Below are 25,214 nucleotides of genomic sequence, written 5' to 3'. Positions count from 1 at the left end.
GGCGCGCGATGACGGACGCGGCAGCACGTTACGTGGCGGCGATGGCGGATCGCGGGCCGCTCGACATCCGGTGGGACCTGGCGCCGCTCCGGCACAAACGCTACCCCTCGGCCGAATGGGTCCAACCACGGCATCCGCTGGGCGCGCTGCTCCGGGGCATGCTCGGCATCACCCGCGTGATCTGGCGACACACGGACGCGGGACCGATGGCGATCCCGGGCCGTCCGGTGCCCTCCGGGGGCGGCCTGTACCCGATCGAGGCCTATGTCGCCTGCCCGGACGGGCTGTTCCACTACGACCCGGTCCACGAGGTCCTGGAGGTGCTGCGCACGGGTGACCACGGCCCGACGCGGATCTGCCTGACGGCGGTCTTCTGGCGTTCCATGTTCAAGTACGGCGACTACGCCTACCGCCTGATCTGCCAGGAGATCGGCGTCCTGCGCACCCAGGCGGAAGTGGTCGCCACCACCCTGGGCCTGACCGTCACCCCCGGCGACGCCGACGACACCCTCCTCGGTCTGGACGAAACCCGCGAATCCCCGCTGGCCGTCCTGTACGTGGAGCCGTACGAACGCATCCTTCCGCCGGAGTCCGCCGACGCCCCGCGAAACTCCGGCGACCTGCCGCGGGAGGCCCGGCCTCTCCCCCGGCCGTTTCCTCCGGGCACGGCCCGCGACCTGCACCGGGCCGCGGACGCCACCTCACGGGCGAGACGTCCGAGCCCACCGGAACAGGGCATCCGGGTTGCGGCCGAAGTGGTGGATCTCCGCGACGGTCTGCGCGCGCGCCACTCCCCCATCGACGGTTTCCGCCCGGCGCCCGTCCCGCTGACGAAGATCGTCGCGATAGCCGGCCTCGCCGTCCGCCCCGGCCTGGACCTCTACCTGCTGGCCTTGCGCGTCGACGGCCTCCCGAGGGCCGCCTATCACTACGACGGCGTCCTCCGACGGGTCCGCGCCGCGCCGCTGGAGGAACTGGGCGCGGCCTCCCTCATGGCGAACACCCGGGAAGCCCTGAAGACGGCCGCCGCAGTGATCGTCCCCGTGGGCGACCCTCTGGCGGGCACCGCGCGCGACCACCGTGACCAGCTCGTGGAGATCGGCGCGTCGCTGCAGCGGGCGACGCTGGCCGCCGCCGCGCTGGGTCTCACCTCCCGCATCCACTCCGACTGCGCCGACGAGGCGACGGACCGCGTCCTTGGCCTGACGGGCCCGGCGCGGAGCCTGTCGTCCCTGCTCGTCGGCGCCCCCAGATCCCGGGGGCCAGACCTGGTCCTCCGGTTCCCCGATCCGCAGAAAGGAGGTCCGAAGGCACGTCCGGAACACACCGATCAGTGAAAGAGAAAGAGGAGAAACGTCATGGAGAAGCTCCCCCTTGACCTGTCCGGTCTGGAGGTCGAGGCGATCGACGTCCTGTCGGCCGACTCGATCGTGATGGAGGGCCACGGCGCCATCGAGACGGGCGCCTCGTCGGCGATGGGCTACTGCTCGTCGTACATGCAGGCGAACAGCTGCTGGGCGCCGGAGGCGTAACAGGTCCCCGCTGGTAGCACGTTCCCACTAAACGCCGAGGGCGCCCACGGCACGGGCGCCCTCGGTCACGGGATGAAGGAGTGTCCTTGTCGCGAACAGCCCAGCCCGCCGACCGAGATTACGTCGTGGCGCCGATTTTCGCCATCCGGGTGGCCGGGCTGCCCGCCGACGGGTTACGGCGGTTGCGGTGTGAGCGCACATGGAGGCTCGTCGACGAACTGCTCGAGGTCGCCCGCACGCTGGCTGACGAGGGCCGGGCGATGTCCGGCCCCCTGCACGAGGTGATCGGCGCGGGCGTGTTCAAACCGATCCTGGTGGCGCTGCGCCGCGATCTCTTCCGGGGCCGCCGCCCTGACCGGCGGGCGACCGCGCCGCAGGTGCTCACCGCGCTCCCCGAGGAGCTGCGGGCACGGGTCCTCGCCTGGATCGCCCTCAAGGACCTCCACGACAGGCTGGCGGCCGACCTGCCCGCCGTCTACGAGACCGAACAGCGGGAGAAGGCCGAGCTCCTGCGCGTGCTCGCCGAGGACGCGACCTTCCGCCGAGGGCTGGAGCTCGGCAGCCCGATCCTGGCCGCGCGCACGTCCCCGTCGCGCCAGGAGATGGTCAAACTGGCTCGCTACCTGGCCCGCGCCACCATGAAGACCAGCCCCTACGCGACGTTCGCGTGGAGCGGTTTCGGCACCTGGACCGACGACGGTCCCATGTCCGCCCCACCCGCCGCCCTGACCTGGCGGGAGGTCGTCGACCTCGACCGCGCCGTGTTGCGCCCGCTCTGGGTGACGTTGTCGCGGCACGCGGAGGCCGCGGAGACGCGGGTGAACCCGACCGCGTTCGAGGAGGACGGCCGCATCTGGTTCCTCGGCCCGACCGCGAAGGAACCGCTGCTCAGCGTGCCCGCGACCGAGCCGGTGAAGGCGGCGCTCGCGGAACCGGCCAGGGCGCTGGCCGACATCGGGCTGGTGGAGCTCGTGCCGCCGTACGGCGAACACGACGACGACCCGCTGACCAAGCTGGGCGTCGAGCAGGACGCGAAGGTGATCCGCGACCTGCTCGCGCCGAGGGAGATCCCGGAGCGGAATCTGTTCTGGCACAACGCCGTCATCCCCGGCGACGCGGGCCGGTGCGGCCGGGAGGCGTGGCGCCCGGCGCTCGACGACCTCAACCGGCTGCGCAAGGGGCTGGCCCTGTTCGACGGCGACCTCCCGGTGAAACTGGCCGCCGCCGACTTCTTCCTGCGCCGGTACGGCCCCGGCGCCGCCGTCCCCGTCATGAGCTTCTACCGCGCCGTCCACAGCGACCCGGGCCCGCTGCGCGACCTGGTCCGCGATGTCTTCGCGGCCGGTCCCGGCCACGCGGACCTGCGTGAACGTTTCCTGCGGACCGGCGAGCCCCCCGACGACGACCGGTTCCGCGCCCCGGCTTCGATCTGCGTCTACGCCCAGGCGCTCCCGGAGGGCCGCCTGGTCGTCAACACCGTCACCGCCGGTTACGGCAAAGGACTGTCCCGTCTCCACCACCAGCTGCGCAGGATCGGCCACGCCCCGGACGTGTCGGCGCTGCGGGCCCCGCAACACGACACCAGGATCGCCGAGGTCACGGGCGCCCTCGGCAGCGGCCTGAACCTCCGCACCCCCACGGCCGATGTGACGATCGACTACCCGTACACCACGGGTGGAGGTCTGCACCCCTCGGCGTTGACGGTGCGGCTCGACGGTTCCCGGCTGGCGTTGTGGGCCGACGGCGAGAAGGTGCGCCCGATGCACCTGGGCATGACCGCCCAGCACTGGTTGCCGCCGTGGTTGCAGTTCCTGGTCAGGGTCTTCGGCGAACCGTCGGTCGCGATGGTGCCCGGCTGGGTGTTGCGCCCCGGCCCGGTGCCGCCGCGTGGCCGGATCGACCACCTGCCCCGCCTCGACCTGGGCATGGTCACGCTGGCCCGCGAGTGCTGGCGGCTGCGCGCCGCCGACTTCCCTTCGGGCGACCTGCCCGCGCTGGCGTCGTGGTTGCGCGACCACGACATGCCGCGGCGTTTCTTCGCCCGGGTCCTGGACCTGCGCGACGGCATGCTCGCGGGCCTGCTCGGCAAACACCGCAAGCCCATGTACGTCGACGTCACCGACTCATTCCTGCTCGCGGGCCTGCGCCACGCGGCCGGGAACCCCGACGCCCTGATGGTCATCGAGGAGACCCTGCCCACCCCCGAGGACGCCCCCGTCTACCCCGGCGGCCCGCGCGTCACCGAGTACGCCATCCAGGTGAGCGCCCCGTGACCTCTTGGCAGAGTGCCCACCTGTTCCATACCGGAGACCTCGACGACCTGATCCGCGACGTCGTCACCCCGCTGGCCCGGTCGGCGACGGCCTCCTTCTACCTGCGCTACTGGGAGTCGGGCCCCCACGTGCGGCTGCGCCTGAAAGGGGTGCCCCGCGACGAGATCAGGGACCGAGCCGCCCAGTGGTTCGCCGACCACCCGTCGCCCGCCGTCGACGCCCCGGCCTACCGGCGGCTGGCGGCCGTGCTCGCGAAAGGGGAACGCCGCGAGAGTTACGACCCGGCCCTCCACCCGCCCGGCAGCGTGGTGTTCATCCCGTACGAGCCGGAAGAGCGCGTCTACGGAAACATGTCCGCCGTCGAACGACATTTCAGCATCTCCAGCTCCCTCGCACTCGACGTCCTGCACGGCGCGCCCGCGCTGGAACGCAGGACCGCCGTCGGCCTCGCCGTGCTCACCCTGACGATGGCCGCCTGCCAGCCCGACCTCGCCGAAGCGGCCCGCCGCCTGCCCCCGCACGACCCCGGCGACCTCGGCGACCTCGGCGACCTCGGCGACTCCGGCGACCTCCCGGCCGCGCTGGTCACCCAGACCGAACGCCTCTGGCACCTGAAGGACGGCCCCGGCCTGCTCGGAACCTGGGCCGCCTCGATCAACGACCTTGCCGCGAACCTCCCGACAACGACCGGCGACGCGGGCTCCGCCCACGCCCACCTGGCCGTCATCGGCGACGACGCACAACGGGCCCGCGTACTGCTGCGATGCGCCCACCTGTTCCACAACCGGATCGGCCTGCGCCCCGGCCCGGAATCACATGTCTCGACTCTCGCGGCCCGCGCGCTGGCCGCGCTGCGGAGGTGACCACCATGTGGCACAGTGTCCACGTCTTCTACCACGAGCCGGACAAGGATTCCCTGATCCTCGACGCCGTCCGGCCCCTGCTGGCCGACATCCGCGACCATGTCGAGGCGGCGTACGTGGTGCGCCACTGGCGGCAGGGCCCCCACCTGCGCGTCAACGTGAAAACCGACCGGCGAACGTGGGAGGAGGCGGTGCGCCCTCGCATCGACACCGTCGTCGGCGGATGGTTGCGCGACCACCCGTCGACGTACGTGGTGGACCAGGCCGAGAGCCTGGCGCGGCACCGCCTCATGGCCGCACGCGAGCAGGAACACGGCCCGCTCACCCCGTGGCCCGCCGACAACTCGATCGTCGAGTTCCCGTTCGACGACCGCCGCCACGTCCTGGGCGGCGACGAGGCCGTCGACCTGCTCACCGCGTTCTACAGCGACAGCACCCCGCTCCTGTTCACGATGCTCGACCACTGCCGCGACGGCCGCGACACCAAGCCGGACCTGGCCATGGCCCTGCTGCTGACGGTCGCACACACCTCCCATCCGATCGAGCGCAGCTACCTGTCCTTCCGGGTGCACGCCGAGGGCTTCCTCCCGTGGACCAAGGACCCCGAGGCCGCCCGGCGCTCCTTCGACGAGGTGTACGACTCCCGCCGCACCCAGCTCACCCAACGGGTCAGGCAGGTCGTGGACACCATCGACGCGGACGGGGACAGCCCGTTCGTCCGGGAGTGGGCGGCGCTCGTGGAGACCTACCGCGCGAGGGCCGACCGCGTGGTGCACCTGCTGCCGACCATGGACGACGCCCCGGCGGAAACGAGGGGCGAACTGCACACCCTGATGTTCGGCACCCCCGACTACCGCCGCGACATGTTCACCCGCCCCGACTTCCTGCGCTACCGGGTGGTGCTCAACTACACCTACCTGCACCTGACAAGGCTCGGCCTGACCCCGCTCGACCGCTTCCGCACCTGCCACCTGCTCGCGAACGCGGTCGAGGAGGTCTACGGCGTCTCCGGCCTGGAGTCGATGCGCCGCTACACCCTCGGCTAGCGGGACGGGCCAACCGGCGACCACGGGGCGCCGGTCGTCGGCAGGCGTGCACGTCCACCGACACGAGAACAGGCCCTCCCTCACCAAGGGCGCCCAAACCATGGACAAGATCTTCAAGAAGCGCCTGGACACACTCGCTGCTGCCGCAGCACTCGCAGTCTCCCTCCCGTTCATATTCAGCTGCATCCATACCTGTTACGCGCGCCCGTTCCGTGAGCGGTTCACTGGACAGACCCCGGAGAACGGGGCCGGCGATCAGCTCTGGAGTGCTTTCCAGTTCCATGTGAGCCCGTAGGACGAGCTCAGAGCCAGCGAACCTGGGCCGATGGCGCCGAGATTGAGGAAGCGGGCCTGCGCGTCGTACTGACCCACCGTCGTCGGCTGCGATGCGTGCCTGTCGGCGAGAGGGGTGCAGAACACGTAGCCGCCGTCATTGGCGCGGAATTCGTTCAGTGTGAGCCGGTTACCATCGCCGACCGCGGGATCGGTGGCCGTTGAATTGACGTACAGTCCCTTGTGGACGAGGTAGTAGCAGTAGAAATCCTCGGTCTTGTCAGCGTATATGGGCAGGAATTCTTCTTCGGGACCGCCGCTGTCGGGTTCGAGCACCACCGGGGTGCCCGGCTCCGGATCGGAGTCCTGCACGGTCATGGCCGAGCCTGCGCCGGTGACGATCTCGTCGACGTCCAGCGCCTCGTTCTCGGCGTCCTGAAGGAACCAGCGTTGCCCGGGGTCGAATTCGTCGACGAGATCACGGCCCACCAGTTCTTCGCCGTCCGCGCGATCCAGGGCGGTCAACGCCTGACCGGTGGCCTTGTTCAGCAGGATCCATGTGCCGTCACCCATGTCCAGCAACTGCCAGAGCTGGGAGTCGCCCTCGTCGGAGCCTTGGAGAACCGCCGGCGCGTCGGCACGGCCGAATTCCTGGCCCAGATAGGTACGCGTGACGCTGTGCAGCACGCGGTAGTGACCTGGGTGGTCAGCGGCGGCCAGGAAGCGGAAATTGTGCGCGCTCTGCTCGGAGCGGGCGAACATCCTGGTCTTGAGGCGACTACTGCCGGGCTGTGTCCCCGCACCCGAAGGGTAGGGAGAGCGGGTGCTGGATGCGCTTCTGAGATTCTGCGTTGTTCGCGGAACGGCCTTCGCCCGCTGCGCCGGCTTGGACGTCGTGCATCTCTGATCGTCGGTGGGATAGGAGAAGTCGTATTCGACGGGACGGTGGTCCGACAGTTCGAAGTCGGTTATCGGCGTCCCGAACCCGTAACCCCTGTAGAGCACCGGGGTGACGCTGTTCTGCGTGACGGCGTAGTCGATGGTGCGTCCCGTGACGGGGCGGGTCGGCCCGCTCGAGGACAGTATGTCGAACTGATGGGAGTCACCGCCGAGGGCGTTTATCAATCCTGCCTGTCCATAAGCCTCCATGTTGAAGTCGCCGAGGACCACCCAGCGCAGCGGCTGCCCGTTCGGGCCGGCGTTCTCCATACGACTCTTGATGTTCCTCAGCATCGTGGCGTTGTCCGTTCCGCCTTCCGCTGCCCCGTGCCAGGTGAAGTAGACGACACCGCAATAGTTGACGCCGAGCGCGGGACGGGACTTGCCCTCGTGCACGCCGTTCCTGGTCGCTCCGGGGACGACGAATATCTCGTTCTGCTGGACACTTCTCCGAGTCCAGACGGCCAGATTGATCTTTTCCGGGTTGCCGGAGCCGGTGTCGACGTTCGTGTTCAGCCAGTAGAGGTAGCCCCCTCTGCGGCCTCCGCTGGTTCGGCTGAGCCAGATCTCCTCGACGGGAGGCGCGTTCGTGCTGCCGTCCCGCATCCTCTTGACGTAGTCGGCCTGCGCGATGGCGTCTTTGGCCCAATAGTGCCGGTCGGCGGGATAGCCGGTTTCCTGTAGGGCCAGGATGTCGTTCTCCCTGGGAGGATTCTCCTGCGTATGCAGGGAGGGCAGTGCGGTCGCGTACCTGTCGCCATGGTGTTGCGAGGACGCGCCGGCCATGTTCCAGGTGGCCGCCTTGATCTCGACGAGCTCTGGGTCACGTGGGGGAATTTCGCCGCCGGTGTCGCGGAGGAACAGTGAGTGCCGATTCCCCACGTCGAGGGTGGCCACTCCGTTGCCCCGGTAGTTCAGGGTCTCCCGTTCGGTCCAGTCCGTGATCGCCTGCCCGTTCTGGCGCAGGGGCAGGAACGTGCGCGGGTCGGAGTCGTTCGATCCGAACTGGAAGGCGGTACCGGCCTGGGCGCCGTACGGCCTGTACGGTTCGAACGGCCCGCCCGCGGTGGTCTGCTTGCTCAGCGTGTTGTCGTAGAAGACGTTCTGCGGCCCGGAGGAGCCGGCCCACTTGCCCGCCTTGGGGCCGGCCGCCCACCAGATCGGATACCAGGTGCCCTCGTCGATCTCGCCGCCCTCACCACCACAGTTGGCCGAGCAACTGGCCGAGCGGTGCTCATAGGGGACTCGCACCGTGTTCTGCTCGAACAGGTTGTCGTGCTCCCAGCCGCCGTGCAGGTTCAGGTCGGAGTCGAGGTCGTTGCGGAAGGCGACGTTGCCGCCGGCCGACCACTGGAAGGTGAAATGGCGCAGGTTGCGGCTGAGGTTGTGCGCCCACAGCGAGTCCCACACGCGACTGCCGCGCAGGTAGCCGTTGCCGCCCTTGCCCTTGTTCCAGGCGCCGTCGAAGCTGTTGCGCTCGATCTGCAGGTTGCGCGCCACCTCGGTGACGATCGGGTGTGAGCCGGTCATCGTGGCTTTCAGCCCGCGCGCCCAACTGTTGGCCGCCCACTTGAACACGATGCCGTGCATGGCGTACTCGGGCGCCATGTTGCCGTAGTTGTGCACGGCCTGCTCGGGAGTGAGCGAGTACGTCTCCTGGCCACCGATCTTCGGCAGGCCGTTCATGTCCTGGGTGAAGGCGAAGTCCTCGAACCCGACACCCTCGACCACCTTCAGCGGCGTGACCTTGCTGGCGTACGGGGTGCCGTTGCCGTTCAGCGGTTCGGAGCCGTCCGATTCGGAGTCGACCGGCAGGTCCCACTCCAGCGGCCGGTCCAGCGTGATCGTCTTGGCCGTGGCGTCCATGCGGCTGAGCCGGAACATCTCCTGCCGCATGTGGAGCGCCTCGATCATGCTCTGGTCGGTGATGCCCTGCTGCGCGTAGAACTTCCGGCTGTTGGCCGCGCCCACCCAGACATAGCCGCCCGGCTTGAACTTGGTCATGTCGGCTTTCGCGTCCAGCCGCACGACCGCGCTTCCCGCCCGTGCCGAGAAGCCCGGGTCCCCGTCCGCCGCGGCCACCTTGAAGCCGGAGGCCCAGTGCTGGTTGATGCTGCCCTCGTAGAGGTCCTTGCGCATGGGCAGGCTCGACGCCAGCTCCCAGTCATCCTCGTACCGGGCCGCCACCTCCCGGGTCTGGACCCGGAACATGCCTCGCCCAGGCCAGATCCAGCCACCCTTGCCGATGTCGGGGGCGGTACCGGCAATCATGCTCTCCTGGTCCCACCGACCGTTGATCACCTGGTCGTAGCGGGTCCGGAGGCCGGGTCTGAACACCAGCCGGGTGCCGCCGTCGCCGGCCCCCTTGCCCCGTACGATCAGGAATCCGGCGTCGACGTAGATCTGCTGGGTGATGTCGAGCCGGCCGGAAGGCAGCTCGACGAGCGAGAGCCGGTTGAAGTTGGCGTTCGGCGAGCAGACGCTCTTGATGTGGTCGATCGCCTTCTGCAGTCCGGCGGTGTCGTCGGCCCCGTCGTCCGCCGTCACCCCGTAGGAGGAAGCAAGCTTTTCCGGCGAGATACGGCAGGAGGCGTCGTCGGTCAGATCCGTATCGCCCTCGGGCAGCTTCTGGCCGCCTCGGTATCCTGCGCGTGACCAGTCCGGTAGACCGGCCGTCGGGGTTGTGCGGTTGGTGACACTCAGGTCCGGGCCGGACGCTCCCGGTCCGGCCGACGGCGAGTCCTCCGCCGTGGCAGCCGCGGTCAAGGGCGTCGGGGAAGCGGATGCCGCCGGGGCGATGCCCGGCGACGATAATAAGAGCAGCAGGCCGGATAACACGGATGACACGGCCGCCGCTGGTCGAAGCAGTCTCACGTGATCTCTTTCCGAGTAGGACGCCGGCGCCGGGCGCCGGCGTCGACGTCGGCGACGATGGCGCCGTCCGGCTAAGCGTTTACCGGCTTCACCACTGCGGGGCCGACGGCGTGGGCATCGCCGCGAAGTCGTAGACCTTCTTCCACAGCACGCCGCTCTTGCCGCCGGCTGAACCGTTGATGACGTAATAGACATCGGTACCGGCTACCACGGCCAGCGGAGTTCTGCCCGGGGAGAGTGCGAAGCTGTTCTCCTCGTAATAACCGCTCCACCCACCGTCGCGCGAGATCATGTAACTCCCGATGGTGTTGTCGCGGTCCTCGGTAATGGTGATGACGCCGTAACCGCTTCGGGAGAGCGCGACGGACGGGCCATTCCTCGTGTAGCCGGGGGTGCCTGTCGCATAAACCCGGAACGGATTCGTCCAGTTGCCGGTCCCGTACCGCTGCCGCGACATGTACACGTAGTTATTGGTGCCCGTGAAGGCGAGAACGACCTGGTTCCAGGGAGCGGGGTCGTTGTCGGTGTCCACCTGGGCGGCCAGTCCCGGCGCGTCCTTGCTCTGCGCACCCGGCACGATGCCGGGCGCGCTGTAGGTCGCGGTTTCGCCGTTGTAGTACATCGTCCAGATGTCATCGGTGGACTGGCTGTTCCAGGCGAGCATGAAGGAGTTGCCGGGGAGCGCGGCAACCGCCACGGGCTCGGTGTTGGTGGTGCGCGTGTCGTTGGGGATCCTGGTCCAGTTGGGCAGGGTGCCGGGCAGTTGGTAGCTCGCGCTGAGCTGGACGCGGTGCTGGTAGACGTGGCCCTCGGTACCGGTGTGGAAGATCCGGAAGTTTCCGCGACCCCCGTCGTCGGTCCAGATCACCCTCGGAGGAGTCCACGTCTGCGCGTTGGGCAGTGAGTACGCCGGCCCGTTGTTCAACGAGATCCAGATGGAGTCGTTGTCCGCGCCGCGCCAGGCGTGCAGGATGTTGCCACGGTTGTCGCGCGCCTCTCCCGGAGTGGACCTGCTGGTGATCTGCCCACCGGCATAGGTCACCGGCTGCCAGTCGGATCCCTCACCGGGAAAACCCCAGGAACTGATCGAGGCGTCACCGTCGTCGGCCGAAGCCGGTGCGGGCGCCGTCATTCCACCAGGAGCGGCGGCACAGGCGACCAGCGTCACCAGCGCGATGAACAACCTCTTCTTGATGAGCATTTCTTCTCCCGCATCGTCTCTCGAATCGATGTCCGTCGCGCCCTTTGCGCGGAGGTGACTCATGGACTGTCACTACAGAGACAAAGTGCGGCAGGCGGCTTGTGACATGACGCTCGTCACATCACGTCAAGCCCGCGGCACAATCAGTCTGAATTGTTTTCCGAGGTCACCTCAATGCGTGCCTGCCTCGGTTTCACCATGGACGTCTCGATGCCAGACGCGCTGTCCCGTGGCACCGCTCTCGTAGTTGTCGTCCTCCGGTGGCGCGCCGGGCGGTGTGGACTGTTCCAGACGCAGGAACATCTCCACCGCCTCCGCGCCGAACGGCACCAGCGACACCTCCAGATCGCCGTGCGGCAACTTGCGCGGGTGCGGCGGCGGCATCCCCGGCATGTCCAGGCGCGGCGCGCCGCCGACGGCGTTGAGCAGGTTCGCCGCCAGCGCCAGATGCAGCATCTCCTCCACGAAGACGCCGCTCACCACCTCCACAGCGGATCGGACCGCCGGCCGGTGGGCCGGCGGTCTGGTTCGATCCTGGGGTCAGGCAGCGATGACGGCAGCCGGTGCCGTCACGCTGCGGATACTTCGCCGGGGTTCAGGACGGGCGTGGGCCGCGGCGGTCCTTGCGCTGGGCCAGCTCGGCCTCTTCCACCAGCGTGAACATCGGCTTGCCCGGCTCGCACAGCATGGTGACCGTGAACCGTACCGGGACATCGTCGCGATTGTTGCCGTCCTGGTAGTGGATGACGTCGCCACCCGGCTCCCAGAACGCCTCGCCGGCGCGGATCACCCGCTCCGGCTCTCCTTCCAGCTCCATCAGCATCTCGCCCTCGAGGACGACGCCGAAGGCGGGACCCGGGTGGCGATGCGGCGGCGCGCCAGGGTCTCCGGGCGGGTACTCGATGACCACGGTCATCGCGTGCGCGCCCTCGGGGATGAACGGAGGCTGCGCCTCCTGCAGCACGGTCAGCGCCGTCTGCCACGCGGTCGATCGCGGCTTGTCCATCGCCCCGCCTACTTCGCGTTGGACCGGTCGAGCCAGTCCTTGTAGGTGATGGTGCCGAGCTGCGCGCCGTCAGCGGGCACCAGCGACCGCTCGCCGAGCAGGCTGCCGAAGTAGCGTGCCTGCGAGTCGACGACGACCTCGCGGGTGTCGCCCCAGGCGGCCAACGCCTCGCGGAAGAACTCATCCATCTTGTACCGGGTCGGTCCGGCGATCTCGATCCGGCCGTTCAGCGGCGTCCCCACCGCGGTCCTGCCGACCGCCTGAGCCACGTCGTCGCCCGCGATCGGCTGGAACAGCACCGGCGCGATGTGCACCTTGCCGTCGACCGTGCCCTCGTCGGCGATGCCGCGGGTGAACTCGAAGAACTGGGTGGAGTGCACCAGCGAGAACGGGATTCCCGACTTCTCGATCAGCTCCTCCTGGGCGATCTTCGCCGCGAAGTAGCCGTTCTCCGGCATCCGGTCGGTCCCCACGATCGACACCGCCACGTGATGGCCCACCCCCGCGGCCGCCTCGGCCGCCAGCAGGTTGCCGGTGGAGGTCTGGAAGAACTTCATGACGGCCTCGCGCTCGAACGAGGGCGAGTTCGACACGTCGATCACGACCTGGGCGCCCTTCAGCACCTCGGCCAGGCCCTCCCCGGTCAGCGTGTTGACGCCGGTGTTCGGCGACGCGGCCACGGCCTCGTGGCCGTGCTCGCCCAGCTTCTTCACCAGCTTCGACCCGATGAGCCCGGTCCCGCCGATCACCACGATCTTCATTGTTGGCACCCTTCTGCCTCTCTGGGCGCTGTAGTGCGCCCGCATCGTCAGTTAAGACAAGGCAGCCCCCTCACTTGTGACAGGCGGCCTCGTGTTCGAGGAGAAGCTTGGTGAGCTCGACACGCGAGCCGACCCCGAGCTTGGTGAAGGCATGCCGGAGGTGTGTGCTGACCGTGTGCGGCGGCGGGTGGAGCCGATCGGCGACCTGCTTGTCGGTGGCGCCGCCGGCGACGAGCCTGATGATCTGCGTCTCGGAGGCGGTCAGGCTGTCCAGCCCGCGGTCGGCCTACCGGACACCGCGCGAGCGGCGCCCGCCCAGGCCCTTGAGGTCGTGCGCCGGTATGCCCTTCAGTGCCAACGCTGGAGTTTGTCGGGGTTCAGGATGATCCACACCGCCGTGACCTCTGCTCCGGCCACGCTCACGCTGACCACCGCCACGGCCTTGCCCGCCCGCCGCAGCACGAGCCCCGTCCCGCCGTTCACCGATCCGATGGCCGGCTCGGTTCCCGGCTGGTCGATCAGCAACGCCGTGACGACCCGCGCGACCGCGTCCGCACCGTAAGTCGGCCGTACGGCGACGCGCACCTTGCCGCCGCCATCGCTGACGACGATCGCGTCGGCGGCCAGGACTTCCCGCAGCGCCTCGGTGTCGCCCGCCTGGCAGGCCGCGGCGAACCGGCGGGCCACCCGCTCGTGCCTGGCGAGCATCTCCGGGCCGTACCCGGCCCGGTGCGAGGCCGGGTACGGCACGGGCTGGGCCCGGGGCACCCGGCCGCCGGGCACGTGGTCGGGGTCGGGGTTGGGGTCGGCGAGGAGCTCCAGGCAGATGCTTCCCGCTGTCCGCGTCAGCCAGGCGCGCGGCACCGCGATGGCGGCGCGCTCCTCCTCGTCGAGGGCGTACCAGCGGCGATAGGTCTCCTGGACGACGTGGTCGGCCGTGGTGTCCGAGCCGAACATGCACAGAGCGATCTCGAGCAGGTGCTGCCGTTCGTCGAGCATCTCCGCCAGCGACTCGGCGCCCGCCTCGGTCATGATCTGCCGCCCCCTTCATTGTTGGCAGATAAGACCGGACAGCCCGTTACGTTGTGACAAAGCGGCTGCGAGACCGCTCGAAGGCCTCGATCTTGGCCGGGTTGAGGATCCACAACAGGTGGTGGATCCCCTCCCTGGAGGCCTCGATGGCGAGCAGGGCGACGCCGCTGCCGTCCCGGGTGACGAGCACGCCCGGCAGCCCGTTCATCTCGACCCACGTGACGGCGGCGCCCGGCCAGAACCGTGGTGAGAACGCGGCCACGAACCTGGCCACCCGCTCATTGCCCAGCACGGGGAACTTGGCCGATCCCCTGATGCCGTCGCCGTCGGAGGAGCTGACGACGTCGGAGGCGAAGAGCTTCTCCAAGGCGCCGACGTTTCCCGTCTGGGCGGCGTCGAGGAACGTCTCCAGAAGGCGCCGGTGCTGGAGCCTGTCGATGGGCTCGTGGCGTACGGCGGTCAGGCGCCTGCGGGCGCGGCTCACGATCTGCCTGACATTGACCGGGGTGAGCCGCAGGATCTCCGCTATCTGCGGATAGGGGTAGTCGAAGGCTTCGCGCAGGACGTAAGCGGCGCGCTCGGTGGGATTGAGCTTCTCCAGCAGGAGCAGAAAGGCCAGCTCCAGCGCTTCGCCGCGTTCGGCGCCGACAGTGGGGTCCAGACTGGTGTCCACGGGTTCCGGCAGCCAGGGGCCGATGTAGGACTCCCGCCGCATGCGCGCCGACTGCGCCAGGTTGATGGCCAGCCGGGTGGTGACCAGCGCCAGGAAGGCCGCCGGGTTCTCGATGGTCTCGCGGTCGGTGTCCTGCCAGCGCAGCCACACCTCCTGGACGATGTCCTCGGCCTCGGCCGCGCTGCCCAGCATCCGGTAGGCGATGCCGAACAGCCGCGGGCGCAGCTCGATGAAAGCGGACGCCGCCCGATCGAGAGCGCCCGCCTGTTTCAGGGATTCCGTGTTCATGTGCCCCACATCGATTCACCCGTTGGCCTGGGCAGGGGTTCGTCAGCCTCGCGCGTGGTCCACAGCGTCGAGGATAGTCGCTGTCACGGCGTCGGGCTGGGAGGCCGCGAGCCGTCCTCCAGCACCTTGACCGCGTCGCGCAGCCCCCGCAGAGCGATCTTCTCGCGCTCGACGTCCGTCGGGTCGTACAGCCACTCGGTGACCGGCCGCCACACCTCCTCTTCCGGATGGCTCGCCTCGGCGATGATCAGCTCCTCCTCGATCTCGACGTGGAGCTCGTACAGGAACTCGTTCTCACCGTTCGGGGTGGTCATGTCTCCTCCAAGGGATGTACAGCCGGCCTGCTGACCGCGTGGATCAGCCGGTCGGCGGCCGGCATCGGCTCGATCGGGATTGGCCGGGCCCCGAACCGTTCGGCGGCCCAGGCCGCCGGCCCGCCGACTCCCGCGCCCACATCGAGCAGCCGCATTCCAGACGTCGGCGGTCCAGCCCGCGACATCGCCGGACTCGGCGACCATCGGCAACGCGGTCACAACAACCTCCCCCGTTCAGCGGTGTGGCCCGATCGCCAGCTAAGACAGGACAGCCCCGGCATTTGTGACAAGATCCGGCTATTCGACGAGCTTTCCCACGGTTGAGACCTCGCGCATGAACGCCGCGATCTCGGCGGGAATCGGCGGGATGCTCTCCCGCTCCACCGATCCGGGGCCGGACCACCCGAGGTTGACCTGCGGTGCGGGGTCGAGTTCCGGGTCGTCGGAGCGGTTGCGGCAGCCACGGGTCTCGCGGCGCTCGATCGCGGTGTCGACGGCCGCCCGCAGATCGGCCCCTCCGGTCCCGATGACCAGGACGGACGTGGCGATTCTGTTCTCTGATGCGTACATGACGCTCCTTCAGCTACGGGCCGCCCAGAGGGCGACGGCGACCAGCGCGACGCAGGCGGCCGCGATCAGCCCGACCACGGCGGCCACCCCGATCCAGGGCGCCGCGAGCGGCGACAACACGACGGCGCCGACGCACCCTGCCACGGCAGGGCGGGGGATGACGGAGTCCGCGTCGACCAGCGCATGCACCACCCGGAGCAGGATGAGATACACCCCGACCGGGATGGCGACCGCGTAGCCGATCGCCGTCGGCGATGCCGCCACCTGGCGCCCGCTCTGCTCCACCGCCACCTCGAGACCGGCGCCAAGAGCCGCCAGCGCGGCGAAGACGCCGAAGTGGCCGTACCCCCACCAGTACGACCGATGACGCCGGTCGCTGAGCCCCTCCCCTGCCTTGACCAGGAAGTACAGCCACCACATGGCGAACAGCAGGACGAGACCGGATCCGGCGATGGCGACGAGGGGAGCCGCTTCGAGCGCCGCTTCAACTCCTCTGCTCGCGGCCAGGACACTCTCGCCCAGCAGGATGATCGTGAACAGGCCGTAGCGCTCGGCGATATGGTGCGGGTGCCAGGTGGTTGCCCTGACTCGCTCCGCCCACCACGGCACCGCCAGCTCCAGGACGACCAGGCAGGCGAAGAACGGCAGCTGGAGTGACGCCGGCAGGAATCCCGTCCCCAGGAGAGCGAGTCGGAACAACCAGCCCAACTCGACCAGACCTATGCCCGCGGCGTAGCGGAGCCCCGTACGACGGCTCGCCGGGTCTTCGAACGCGGCCCTCAGCCATTGGGCGACAAGCCCGATCCTCATGATGAGGTAACCCAGGGTGATGATCCCGTAGTCGGAGTGGCCGACCGCGGCGGGCACGCCGACGGCGAGGACCAGCACCCCCGCCATCTGCACCATGGTCAGCAGCCGGTATGGAACGTCGTCGGTGTCGTAGGACGACGCGAACCAGGTGAAGTTCATCCACGCCCACCAGATGGCGAAGAACACCTGGAGGAACGGGACCAGCCCGGTCAGGCCGTGATCTTCAGCGATGGCGTGCGCGAACTGCGCCGTGATAGCCGCGACCGCGATCACGAAGGTGAGATCGAAGAGGAGCTCGAGCTGGCTCGACGCGCGATGCGGCTCGTCGACGGGCCGGGAGCTCATCTGGACCCGGATCCGGACGGTGGTCCTGGTCGAGGGCACGCTCACGCTCCTGTCGCTCTTACGGCATCCGGTTCGCCAAGGAAGACCGGACGGCGCCGCGATCTGTGACAGCTCGTCGCGGTGGTTGTCAACGGTGGGCCTGCACGTGGCGTCCGGCATCGCGGGGATCGAGGACGCCGGGGCCCGGGCGCGCGCCAAATCGAGCAGGTGCTCCCCGCCCACCTGCGCCGACCGTGGCGGCGCTCGGGGCCGCCATCGATCGCGGGCAGGAGAACACCGCGTCCGACGCCCCGGATCCGGAGGTCGATCCGGCTGTACTGAAGGCGGTGGCCGCCGAGCCCGGCGAGTCCCACCCTCCGCGTGCCGAGTGCGTCGACAACCTGGCCGATCACGTGATGATAGTCGGCGCGGACGGTAGTGGTGGCGGCGAGCGCGCCCTGTCCTGGCCCGTCCATGGCGAACACGGCCGACCCCCGGTACAGCAGGGCGGCGACGACATCGTGGAACTCCTCCTTGCCGGAGTCCAACCCAGGAACCACTACGACTGGTACGGCTCGAACCTGTGGACGCGATCCTCCACGCCGACCACCCGCTGGCGGACGCCCCCGCGGTCCGTCCGGCACAGTTGCGCGACGGCGTGCTGTGGCCCCCCGGCCCGCTCCACCGGCTGGACTTCCTGCATCGCTTCGCCACGGCCTTCGGCATCCACCAGCACGCCGAAGGCACGAATCTCGGACTGGACCACTTCCTGGCAGACCTGGCAGCCGACACGCAGCACTTCAGCCTGCTGCCCGCGGACATACCCCTCCCGCCGCACCCGACGATCCGCTCGGTCCCGCTGATCGACCCCACACCGCTGTACGCCTGGTCACATTGCGCTGGTAGGCGAGTGGGGAACGACCGTGGGCAGCGCAGTCGGGGCTGGACTGCTTGGCGGGAGCGTCGAGCTGCCGGGTACGGGATCAGGCCTTCTGGCGCTCGCCGCACGAGGTGCGGGCGACCAACGTAGGCGCGAAGACCAACTCGACCGGCCCGCTGGGGCGGTCGACGACGAGTTCGCCCGCCTTCAGGCCCATCTGGTAGGAGGGCTGGGCGATCACGGTGATCCCGAGCGCGGTGGCCCACGGAAAATCGTCCATCGTCACGAACGCGATGTCGCCGGGGATGGCGATGCCGCGAGCGGTGAGGGCCGCGTGGACCGCGACGGTGAGTCGGCCGGTGGTGCAGACGATCGCGTCCAATGGCTTGCCGCGATCACGGCCACGGACGAGCAGCGTGTCGACGGCACCGCTCACCTCGTCTTCGGTTTCCGCGACCATCACCGCGTCCTCGGGCAAGGGCAGCCCCAGGTCCGCGAGGGCCCGCCTCAGCCCCGCCGTGCGCTCGATCTGAGACGTGCGGCGTCCCGAGGACACGACGCCTATGGACGACCGCCCGCACCCGGCCAGATGGACGGCCATCAGCCGCCCGGCCTCGACGTTGTCCAAGCTGATCGAGTGCATGCCGGGCGGCGCGTCCAGCACGGAGCGCGCGATGATCACGCAGGGGGTGCCGTTCTCGGCCATCCGGCGTGTCCGGCCATCGGTCGCTTCGCCGGTCGTCACGATCAGGCCACGCACCCTCTGTTCGTCCATGGTCCGTACCTGGGCGACCTCGCGGTCGACGCGACGGAAGGTGTTGGCGAGCATGACGAGGCTGTCGTTTGCGGCCGCCACCTCGTCGATGCCGCGGATCAGGTCCAGGTAGAACGGGCTGCTCAGGTCGCGGATGACGACTCCGATCGTGCTGGAGCGTCCGGCGAAGACGCCCCTGGTGAGCGCGTTGGGGGTGTACTCGAGACGAGCGACCGCTTCCCACACCCGGGTGGTGGTCGCCTCGGTGACGGCGCCGCCGTTGAGGACGCGGGAGACCGTGGCCGTGGACACGCCGGCGTCCGCGGCGACGTCGCCGATGGTCGCTCGTTTCACCATGATTCTCCCGGTCCCCCCAGCAGTTCCGGTGCCGGTCAGGCGGCGACGCGCCGACCGGCTCTCGCGACGATCTCGCCACCGACCATGACGATCCCCACGTGGTGGAGCTCCGCAGGGTCCGTCAGCACGAGGTCGGCGATCGTTCCCGGCAGGATACGGCCACGCCGCGGCGCCACGCCGGGGATGGCGTCCGCGACGTTGGCGGTCGCCATCGCGACCGCCGCCGGCAGACTCACCACACCCGCCTTGATGGATCGGTCGATCGCCAGCAGGATCGGGTCGTGGTGGCCGCCCGCGTAGTCGGTCGAGATCGTGTCGACCACCCCTGCGGAAAACATCGCATAAAGCAATTCCGGCCCCGTTGTGAGCCGCTGTGCCCCGAAGGTGTCCAGGGTGGAGACATCCACGATCGCACCCATCTCCTTGAGCCGTCCGGCGTGCTCGACCGCCTCGCGGAGCTCGAAGCTCGAGTGGTTGGAGTGCCCGGCGATCAGCGTCACGTCCGTCTCCGCGATGGAGGCGACCTGGGTCATCGATGCCGCCGCGTTGTGCACCAGCACCGGGACACCCGCCTCGCGAGCTTGCCCGGCCGCCTCGGCGAGCCCGTGCAAGGCGATGTCGAAGGCCGGCAGCACGATGCCGGAGACGATCTCACGGGTGACCTCGACCGAGAGCGTGCCAGTCAGGCCCGCGCTCGCCAGGGCCTCCTCGACACGGTCCCGATCGAACGCCTTCTCCGAGATGTGCCGGCCCAGCACCGCGGTCTTCAGCCCGTTCGCCTGCCGGGGTGTGATCTTCACGCCGGTACGTCTCTCGATCTCGGCCGGGATGTACATGTAACTCGCCCCGCCCCCACCGAGGGTGTGTCCCGCCCCGATCTCGCCGAGCGCGACCGCGCCGGCGCGTACCGCGTGCCGCGCGGTGAACATACGGTTCGCCTCGGTGAGGCCGCCGCCGTCGGCGATGGTCGCCGCCGCCAGGCACGCCGGGGTGTTGCACGAGGCGAGTTTGACGTTGATCGGGTGCACTTCACCGGTGCGCGCGAGCGCCTCGGCGGTGACGAACCCGTCCACGCAGAGCACCGTGGTCGTCCCTTCCAGCAGGTGCCGGTCGAGGTTGGCGAGGACCTGCTCGTGTGGCAGGCCCACGTGTCCGCTGGGAAACAGCGGTCCGTACGCGGTGCCATGTGTGTGGTTGTTGATCAGTCCGGGGATCATCAGCATTCCGGCCGCGTCAACGATCTCGTCCACCGTGCCGTAGGCGTCAGCCGGTCGCGCGGGAACGATCTCGCGAATGGTGCCCCCCGCGACGACGATGTCCACCCCGTGCCGTGGATCCGTGCCCGTGCCGTCGACCAGGTCGCAGCCATGCAGGACGATCGTGCGCATGATCCCTCCGTTACCGGGCCGCCAGTGCCGGCCGCTCGAACCGGAACGCGGCCAGCGCGTCGTCGTGGTCCTCACCGAGCACCTCGCCGGCGACCAGGTCGCCGGCGTGCACGCTGAGCGTCGCGCCGCTGTGCGAGACCGCGAAGTGGAAGTTGGGCAGCGCGACGACCCGGCCGAGTACCGGCAGGCCGTCGCCGGGGATGGGCCGTTGACCGACCCGGACGGCTTCCACGGTCGAGGCTCGCATTCCCGGGTACAGCGCACGACCGGCCTCGACCACCTTGTCGATGGCCGACGGGTCGACGCTGATCTCCCCGGTGCCGGACACGTGTGCCGTGTCGTCGATCTCATGGGTGTGCAGCAGCAGCCGCCCGCCGCCATCCGGGCGTAGGTGGACGTGCGGGGCATGGATGACGCGCGAGACCGATACCGCGACCGGTGAGGAGCAGACGAGCACACCGCGGGTGTTGCGCATGGGCAGAACCAGTCCGGCCAGCGCGGCGATCCCGGCGGCCTGGGGTCCTGCACAGTTCACGACCGCATCCGCGAGGAGCCGCCGGCCGGAGGCGAGCCGCACGGCGCGCACCGTGCCCGCAGTCACCTCCAGTGCGGTGACGGCGTCGTTCGCCGCCAGTTCGGAACCGCCGGCCACCGCCCTCGACAGCAGGTGGGCGATCAGGCGCACCGGCTCGATCCAGCCTTCGCGAGGGAAGTAGGCGATCTCGCCTGCCGGCAACTCGGCGGGGTCCATGTCCGGTTCCAGGCCCAGCGCCTCCGCTCGGCTGAGCCACCGTGCCTCGTATCCGTAGTCGAGGACGCCCGCAACCTTCTTGCGCAGTGCCTCGCGCCCGGCGTCGTCGGCGGCCCATTCGAGGTTGCCGCCCTCGTGGTACCAGTCGCCATGAGGCACGTCGGTGGCCAGCTTGCGATGGGCCGCCATACTCGCGACGCTGAAATCGTGGTACGACCGCGGCTGCTTGCCGCAGGAGTTGGTCCACGAGAACGTCGCACCAGAGCTGCCAGCCGCCGGTGCACCGGCGTCAACGACCGTGACACGAGCGCCCCGCCGCGTCAGCGCGGCGGTCACCGCCGCACCGTAGACGCCGGCACCGATGACGACCACATGCTCGACCATGCTGATCCGGTCTCCCTCGTCTTTCGTGGGGCTTGTCGGGTCGTTTCGGGTGTCGCCGATCTCGGCGCTCATCGTCTAAGCCGGGGCGAATGAAAGGGAACTGATGACCTCGGCTCGACGGCTTACGCCCTCTCGAAAGTAACTAGTTTCTGTAACTAGTTACAAACAAAGCATGCGCCGTTCAGCGTGTCAATCGAATCTTCCCCTGCACGGTGTCGGGTCTCATGATCTGCGTGACAGATCATGCTCAGGACCTGTGTGACGCTCAAGAAGGTCATCGCGTCCTTGCCGGACTTCCCCTGCCACACGAAGAGCACTGTTCAGGTCAAACCAGAAGTGCATCGAGGAGGCGCGTTCAGAGTCGGCAGCTTCAACCTCTACAGAACGCGAGACGGTAAGCGTCGTGTAGAGACCATCTTGCTGAGCCCACTCCTGTGGAAGTTGGAACTTTGCCGCTTGCTCGATGATGTGGGCGTCTCGTGCCGCAAGCCGATCAGCGACCTTCGGCACGAGGTACTCGTCCAGCAGAGATCCAATAGCAGCATCACCAACAGCAGTCGCACGGACCACCTCATCAGGGATGTCTCCAATAGTGATCCGAGCATCCCAGCCGTCAACGGTGAAGCGCTTAGTCATGACCACAGAAGCATTTCGCTTGTAGGTGTCTCGCGCCCGGAAGATACGAACTGCCCATAGCTTGGTCACTACGGTCTCCTCGGGGACGGCTGCCAGAACTGGCGACTCTCTGCTCCATAGCTCGCACAGCAGAGACAAGCCGCCTCCAAGCTCTGGCTAGGAGTACCTTGGTCACTCAGTTAGTCACCCAGCAACGGAAAAGGGTGTCACGTGATCACGTGACACCCTTGCCGACCAGCAAAAACCTGGTCGGGACGACAGGATTTGAACCTGCGACCCCTTGACCCCCAGTCAAGTGCGCTACCAAGCTGCGCTACGTCCCGGTTGTCCTGCGCCCTCTCGGGCGGGACGTCATAACCTTAGCGCAGATCGAGGGGGCTTCGCACACGGCGACGCCCACGAGGGCAGGCGATCGCGCGAAGGGCGAGGGGCACCGTGGGGCGTAAGGCGTTGATCGACCAGGAGGAGTTGCGGCGGCTGGCCGGGCAGGGGTTGTCGAACGCGGAGCTGGCCGCGCGGTTCGGGGTGAGCGAGTCGGGGATCTTGCAGGCGAAGCGGGCGGCAGGTCTCTCGAAGCCGATGCTCGACCACTCGCGGGCCATCCCGTGGAAGCTGGACCGCGCGCACAACCAGTCCGGACCCGCGACGAACCTGCGGAATCTCTCGTCCGTGGCGCAGGGGCGGGTGATCCCGGCCGAGAAGCTGAACACGGCGCTGCGCTGGGCCGGGCGGCTGGTCGCCTCCGGGATGGACATCTCGTACGAGCCGGGCCAGGGTTTTCTGGAGGTTCCCGCCTCTCCCGGGGACTGGCTCGTCGAGAGGATGCTGAACGAGGCCAGGAAGGCTCTCGAGGTCACCGTGCCCTCTGAGGGCATCGAGGATCACTAGATCATGACGTCCTGCCCGAGAGGGCGATGGGCGACCGGGACGTAGCGCAGCTTGGCGGCGCACTTGGCCGGGGGCACGGGGGCGCAGGTTCAAAGCCCGTCGTCCCGACCGGGTTTCGGCTGGACGGAGGGGTGAGCACCGGAAACCGGCCGAAGCCAGAGGAGGAGGCCACGATCAGAAACTCCGCAAAGGAACGGTCAATACCCGAAAAATCGCGGTAAAACGTCAAATCAAGTCTAAATAGTGGCACGCCATAGATGTTGGCATCCGGTTTCGAGCCTTGACCCCAGGGCAGCGCACGGGTACAAGCGCCTACACGACCGGAGGCAGACATGTCCACCGTGATCTGGGTGGCCGTCATCGTGGTCGCGGTGGTGGCGATCGCTGCAGTCGGCTATTTCGTGATGCAGCAGCAACGCCGACACCGGCTTCGCGACCGTTTCGGCCCAGAATACGAACGTACCGTGCAGGAGCGCGAGAACCGGCGCGATGCCGAGCAGGAGCTCATCGCCCGCGAGCAGCGCTTCAGCTCCCTCGACATCCGCGCCCTGGACGCCGGGACGCGCGAGGTCTACGCGAAGAAGTGGATGGAGGTCCAGGAGCGTTTCGTGGACGCTCCCGGCTTCGCGGTGACGGAGGCCGACCACCTGGTCACGTCCGTGATGGCGGAGCGGGGCTACCCGACCGAGGACTTCGAGCAGCGGCTCTCCGACCTTTCGGTCGCGCACGGCCGCACCCTCGACCACTACCGGCAGGCTCACGAGATCAGCACCCGGGCCGCCCGCAAGGAGGCCTCCACCGAGGAGCTCCGGCAGGCCATGGTCCACTACCGCGCCCTGTTCGAGGAGTTGCTCGAGGCCCCCGGCACCTCGACCCCGGAACCCTCGGTCAACGGTGACCGGAACTCCCGGCGGACCGAGACCGCCGACCGGGACGCCACGATTCCCGCCGACCGAGACGCCCGGCACCCGGACTCCACCCAGCCCGAGACCATCGACGACGCCGAGCGAGCCCCTCGACGCGACCCCCAAGGACGGTGACCCGAATGAACGACCGATTCAGCACGGACAAGGACCGGCTGGTCCACAAGGCGGACGAGGACGACCTGAACACGCCGCGCCACGGCGAGGAGGCCGCCCCCGAGTTCCGGGAGCCGCACCACGGTGACGCCGGCCGCACGGACACCTCGTCCCTCGACCCGGACACCGGGACGCGCGACCCGCTGATCAGCGACCGCGACGACGTCCTCGTCGTCGAATCGAGCGACGACCGGCACACCGCCGTCGGATCGGACGCCTCGTTCGACGACGACCGGCGCGACGTGGCGAACGACGGTGTGCCGGGTGACCTCGACGGTGACGGCAGGAACGACAGCCCGTTCGCCCACGCGCAGCCCTTCGCCACCACCCCGGGTACACCGGTGACCGGCGCGTACGACTCCCCGGTCGCCTCCGATCTCCCCGGAAGCACCGCGGATCGGCCGGACGACGTGCTCGACGAGAGCACGGGCTTCACCGACGCCGAGCGGACCGGCCAGACGCCCGCCACCACCGCGCCCACCACGGCCGGGGCCCTGTTCGACCAGGACGCCGACGACGTACGGCGGCGCTGGCAGGAGGTCCAGGCCGGTTTCGTGGACGATCCGCGTGACGCGGTGGAACGGGCCGACTCCCTCCTCGACGAGGTCACGGGTTCCCTCAGGAACGCGCTGGAGACCCGGGCCACCGAACTCCAGGGGCGTTGGAAGAACACCGAGAAGAACGACACCGAAGATCTCCGGACCGCTCTGCGTGACTACCGCGCGACCTTGGAGCAGCTCCTGAACATCTCCGCCGGGACGAGGTGACCCATGCTCGCAATCGCCGCCGCCGTCGTTTTCGGCCTTGGATTCCTGCTCGACCTGATCAACACCAGACTCGGCCCGATCAGCGGGACAGGCTTCCTGCTTCTCGGACTCCTGCTCCTGGCGCTGCACCAGGCCGGGATCGGCTCGGCCGGTCCGCGGACCGGCGGGGGTGGAGGCGGCTGGCGCCGTAGGCGCTAGACCCTCCGCCCACGGGCTGCCCCGCACCGGGGAAAGCCTGCTCCGAGAGTCGGGAACACGGTCGCCGAAGGAGCCGAAGGAAAGGGCTCCGTCCACATGGACGGGGCCCTTTCGACTGTCCTGATCTCCGTCGGCTGCGGGGGAAGCCCCTCCGACGGACTCAAGGGCATGAGGAAACCGGCGTCGAGGGCGCTGGGACGCGCCTCGCGCCGGCGAAGGAAGGGCGGTGCGGGAAAAGCCGGTGGGGGGGGGTGGTGGGGCCGGAAGCCCCCCCCCCGCCTGGGGGGGGGGGAGCCCACCCCCCCCCCGGCGAACAAAAACAGGATGGACGAGAGAGTTTAGTGACCGCGGGC

Annotated in this window: 25 protein-coding genes and 2 tRNA genes; 10 read left to right on the top strand and 17 right to left on the bottom strand. The window is 68.9% G+C overall.

The window, feature by feature from the left end; translation table 11 throughout:
• Positions 1-8 precede the first annotated feature (8 nt).
• From AB0B90_RS29700 to AB0B90_RS29680, 5 genes are all read left to right on the top strand, one after another.
• Positions 9-1,337 (top strand): hypothetical protein, encoded by a 1,329-nt coding sequence (locus tag AB0B90_RS29700; RefSeq protein ID WP_362925852.1) that lies wholly within the window; start codon positions 9-11, stop codon positions 1,335-1,337.
• 21 nt (positions 1,338-1,358) lie between these two features.
• Positions 1,359-1,532: a hypothetical protein gene (locus tag AB0B90_RS29695; protein ID WP_350947070.1), complete on the top strand. Its 174-nt coding sequence runs from the start codon at positions 1,359-1,361 to the stop codon at positions 1,530-1,532.
• 86 nt (positions 1,533-1,618) lie between these two features.
• Positions 1,619-3,805, top strand: a complete 2,187-nt coding sequence (locus AB0B90_RS29690; RefSeq protein WP_362925851.1) for a lantibiotic dehydratase — start codon at positions 1,619-1,621, stop codon at positions 3,803-3,805.
• On the top strand, positions 3,802-4,668 hold the full coding sequence (locus tag AB0B90_RS29685; protein WP_362925850.1) for a lantibiotic dehydratase C-terminal domain-containing protein: 867 nt from the start codon (positions 3,802-3,804) through the stop codon (positions 4,666-4,668). The genes AB0B90_RS29690 and AB0B90_RS29685 overlap by 4 nt, the downstream gene beginning before the upstream one ends.
• A 5-nt stretch (positions 4,669-4,673) precedes the next feature.
• Complete coding sequence (locus AB0B90_RS29680) at positions 4,674-5,714, top strand: thiopeptide maturation pyridine synthase (RefSeq protein ID WP_362925849.1); 1,041 nt, start codon at positions 4,674-4,676, stop codon at positions 5,712-5,714.
• A 255-nt stretch (positions 5,715-5,969) separates the two neighbouring features.
• On the opposite strand, the gene AB0B90_RS29675 is transcribed toward AB0B90_RS29680, so the two are convergent.
• From AB0B90_RS29675 to AB0B90_RS29595, 17 genes are all read right to left on the bottom strand, one after another.
• Positions 5,970-9,473 (bottom strand): hypothetical protein, encoded by a 3,504-nt coding sequence (locus AB0B90_RS29675; RefSeq protein ID WP_362925848.1) that lies wholly within the window; start codon positions 9,471-9,473, stop codon positions 5,970-5,972.
• 415 nt (positions 9,474-9,888) lie between these two features.
• On the bottom strand, positions 9,889-11,001 hold the full coding sequence (locus AB0B90_RS29670) for a hypothetical protein (RefSeq protein WP_362925847.1): 1,113 nt from the start codon (positions 10,999-11,001) through the stop codon (positions 9,889-9,891).
• 171 nt (positions 11,002-11,172) lie between these two features.
• Positions 11,173-11,481, bottom strand: a complete 309-nt coding sequence (locus AB0B90_RS29665) for a ferritin-like domain-containing protein (RefSeq protein ID WP_350947064.1) — start codon at positions 11,479-11,481, stop codon at positions 11,173-11,175.
• 115 nt (positions 11,482-11,596) lie between these two features.
• Positions 11,597-12,007, bottom strand: coding sequence for a cupin domain-containing protein (locus AB0B90_RS29660; RefSeq protein ID WP_350947063.1), 411 nt, complete (start codon positions 12,005-12,007; stop codon positions 11,597-11,599).
• A gap of 8 nt (positions 12,008-12,015) precedes the next feature.
• Entirely contained in the window at positions 12,016-12,768 is a 753-nt protein-coding gene (locus AB0B90_RS29655) for an SDR family oxidoreductase (protein ID WP_362925846.1), read from the bottom strand.
• Positions 12,769-12,838: 70 nt separating this feature from the next.
• The gene (locus AB0B90_RS29650; RefSeq protein ID WP_362925888.1) at positions 12,839-13,033 is read right to left on the bottom strand and encodes a helix-turn-helix transcriptional regulator; all 195 of its coding nucleotides are present in this window, start codon (positions 13,031-13,033) and stop codon (positions 12,839-12,841) included.
• Between the two features lie 83 nt (positions 13,034-13,116).
• On the bottom strand, positions 13,117-13,800 hold the full coding sequence (locus AB0B90_RS29645) for a hypothetical protein (RefSeq protein WP_362925845.1): 684 nt from the start codon (positions 13,798-13,800) through the stop codon (positions 13,117-13,119).
• A 46-nt stretch (positions 13,801-13,846) separates the two neighbouring features.
• Entirely contained in the window at positions 13,847-14,761 is a 915-nt protein-coding gene (locus AB0B90_RS29640) for an RNA polymerase sigma-70 factor (protein ID WP_350947060.1), read from the bottom strand.
• Between the two features lie 83 nt (positions 14,762-14,844).
• Entirely contained in the window at positions 14,845-15,075 is a 231-nt protein-coding gene (locus AB0B90_RS29635; protein ID WP_350947059.1) for a hypothetical protein, read from the bottom strand.
• Between the two features lie 297 nt (positions 15,076-15,372).
• A complete protein-coding gene (locus AB0B90_RS29630; RefSeq protein WP_350947058.1) occupies positions 15,373-15,645 on the bottom strand; it encodes a hypothetical protein in 273 nt (90 codons plus the stop codon).
• 9 nt (positions 15,646-15,654) lie between these two features.
• Positions 15,655-16,839: a low temperature requirement protein A gene (locus AB0B90_RS29625; protein ID WP_350947057.1), complete on the bottom strand. Its 1,185-nt coding sequence runs from the start codon at positions 16,837-16,839 to the stop codon at positions 15,655-15,657.
• 499 nt (positions 16,840-17,338) lie between these two features.
• A complete protein-coding gene (locus tag AB0B90_RS29620; RefSeq protein ID WP_362925844.1) occupies positions 17,339-17,578 on the bottom strand; it encodes a hypothetical protein in 240 nt (79 codons plus the stop codon).
• Between the two features lie 184 nt (positions 17,579-17,762).
• Complete coding sequence (locus AB0B90_RS29615) at positions 17,763-18,770, bottom strand: LacI family DNA-binding transcriptional regulator (protein ID WP_350947055.1); 1,008 nt, start codon at positions 18,768-18,770, stop codon at positions 17,763-17,765.
• A 35-nt stretch (positions 18,771-18,805) separates the two neighbouring features.
• On the bottom strand, positions 18,806-20,158 hold the full coding sequence (locus AB0B90_RS29610) for a hypothetical protein (protein ID WP_362925843.1): 1,353 nt from the start codon (positions 20,156-20,158) through the stop codon (positions 18,806-18,808).
• 10 nt (positions 20,159-20,168) lie between these two features.
• Positions 20,169-21,365 (bottom strand): FAD-dependent oxidoreductase, encoded by a 1,197-nt coding sequence (locus AB0B90_RS29605; protein WP_350947054.1) that lies wholly within the window; start codon positions 21,363-21,365, stop codon positions 20,169-20,171.
• A gap of 150 nt (positions 21,366-21,515) precedes the next feature.
• Complete coding sequence (locus tag AB0B90_RS29600; protein ID WP_362925842.1) at positions 21,516-21,998, bottom strand: hypothetical protein; 483 nt, start codon at positions 21,996-21,998, stop codon at positions 21,516-21,518.
• Positions 21,999-22,175: 177 nt separating this feature from the next.
• A tRNA-Pro gene (locus AB0B90_RS29595) sits at positions 22,176-22,252 on the bottom strand.
• A 112-nt stretch (positions 22,253-22,364) separates the two neighbouring features.
• On the opposite strand from AB0B90_RS29595, the gene AB0B90_RS29590 reads away from it, so the two are divergent.
• The 5 genes from AB0B90_RS29590 (at position 22,365) to AB0B90_RS29570 (ending at position 24,861) form a co-directional block, all read left to right on the top strand.
• Positions 22,365-22,817, top strand: coding sequence for a hypothetical protein (locus tag AB0B90_RS29590; protein ID WP_350947034.1), 453 nt, complete (start codon positions 22,365-22,367; stop codon positions 22,815-22,817).
• Positions 22,818-22,852: 35 nt separating this feature from the next.
• Positions 22,853-22,925: transfer RNA gene (locus AB0B90_RS29585), tRNA-OTHER, on the top strand.
• A 224-nt stretch (positions 22,926-23,149) separates the two neighbouring features.
• Positions 23,150-23,857 carry a hypothetical protein gene (locus tag AB0B90_RS29580; RefSeq protein WP_350947033.1) on the top strand — a complete coding sequence of 236 codons (708 nt, stop codon included), beginning with the start codon at positions 23,150-23,152 and terminating at the stop codon, positions 23,855-23,857.
• Positions 23,858-23,862: 5 nt separating this feature from the next.
• Positions 23,863-24,663 (top strand): hypothetical protein, encoded by an 801-nt coding sequence (locus tag AB0B90_RS29575; RefSeq protein ID WP_362925841.1) that lies wholly within the window; start codon positions 23,863-23,865, stop codon positions 24,661-24,663.
• Positions 24,664-24,666: 3 nt separating this feature from the next.
• Positions 24,667-24,861, top strand: coding sequence for a hypothetical protein (locus tag AB0B90_RS29570; RefSeq protein WP_350947031.1), 195 nt, complete (start codon positions 24,667-24,669; stop codon positions 24,859-24,861).
• Positions 24,862-25,214: the final 353 nt, after the last annotated feature.

The organism is Streptosporangium sp. NPDC049078, from assembly GCF_040648855.1.
Classification (GTDB): Bacteria; Actinomycetota; Actinomycetes; order Streptosporangiales; family Streptosporangiaceae; genus Streptosporangium.
The sequence above is the reverse complement of the archived record's forward strand: the minus strand, read 5'-3'. Positions and strand labels throughout refer to the sequence as shown.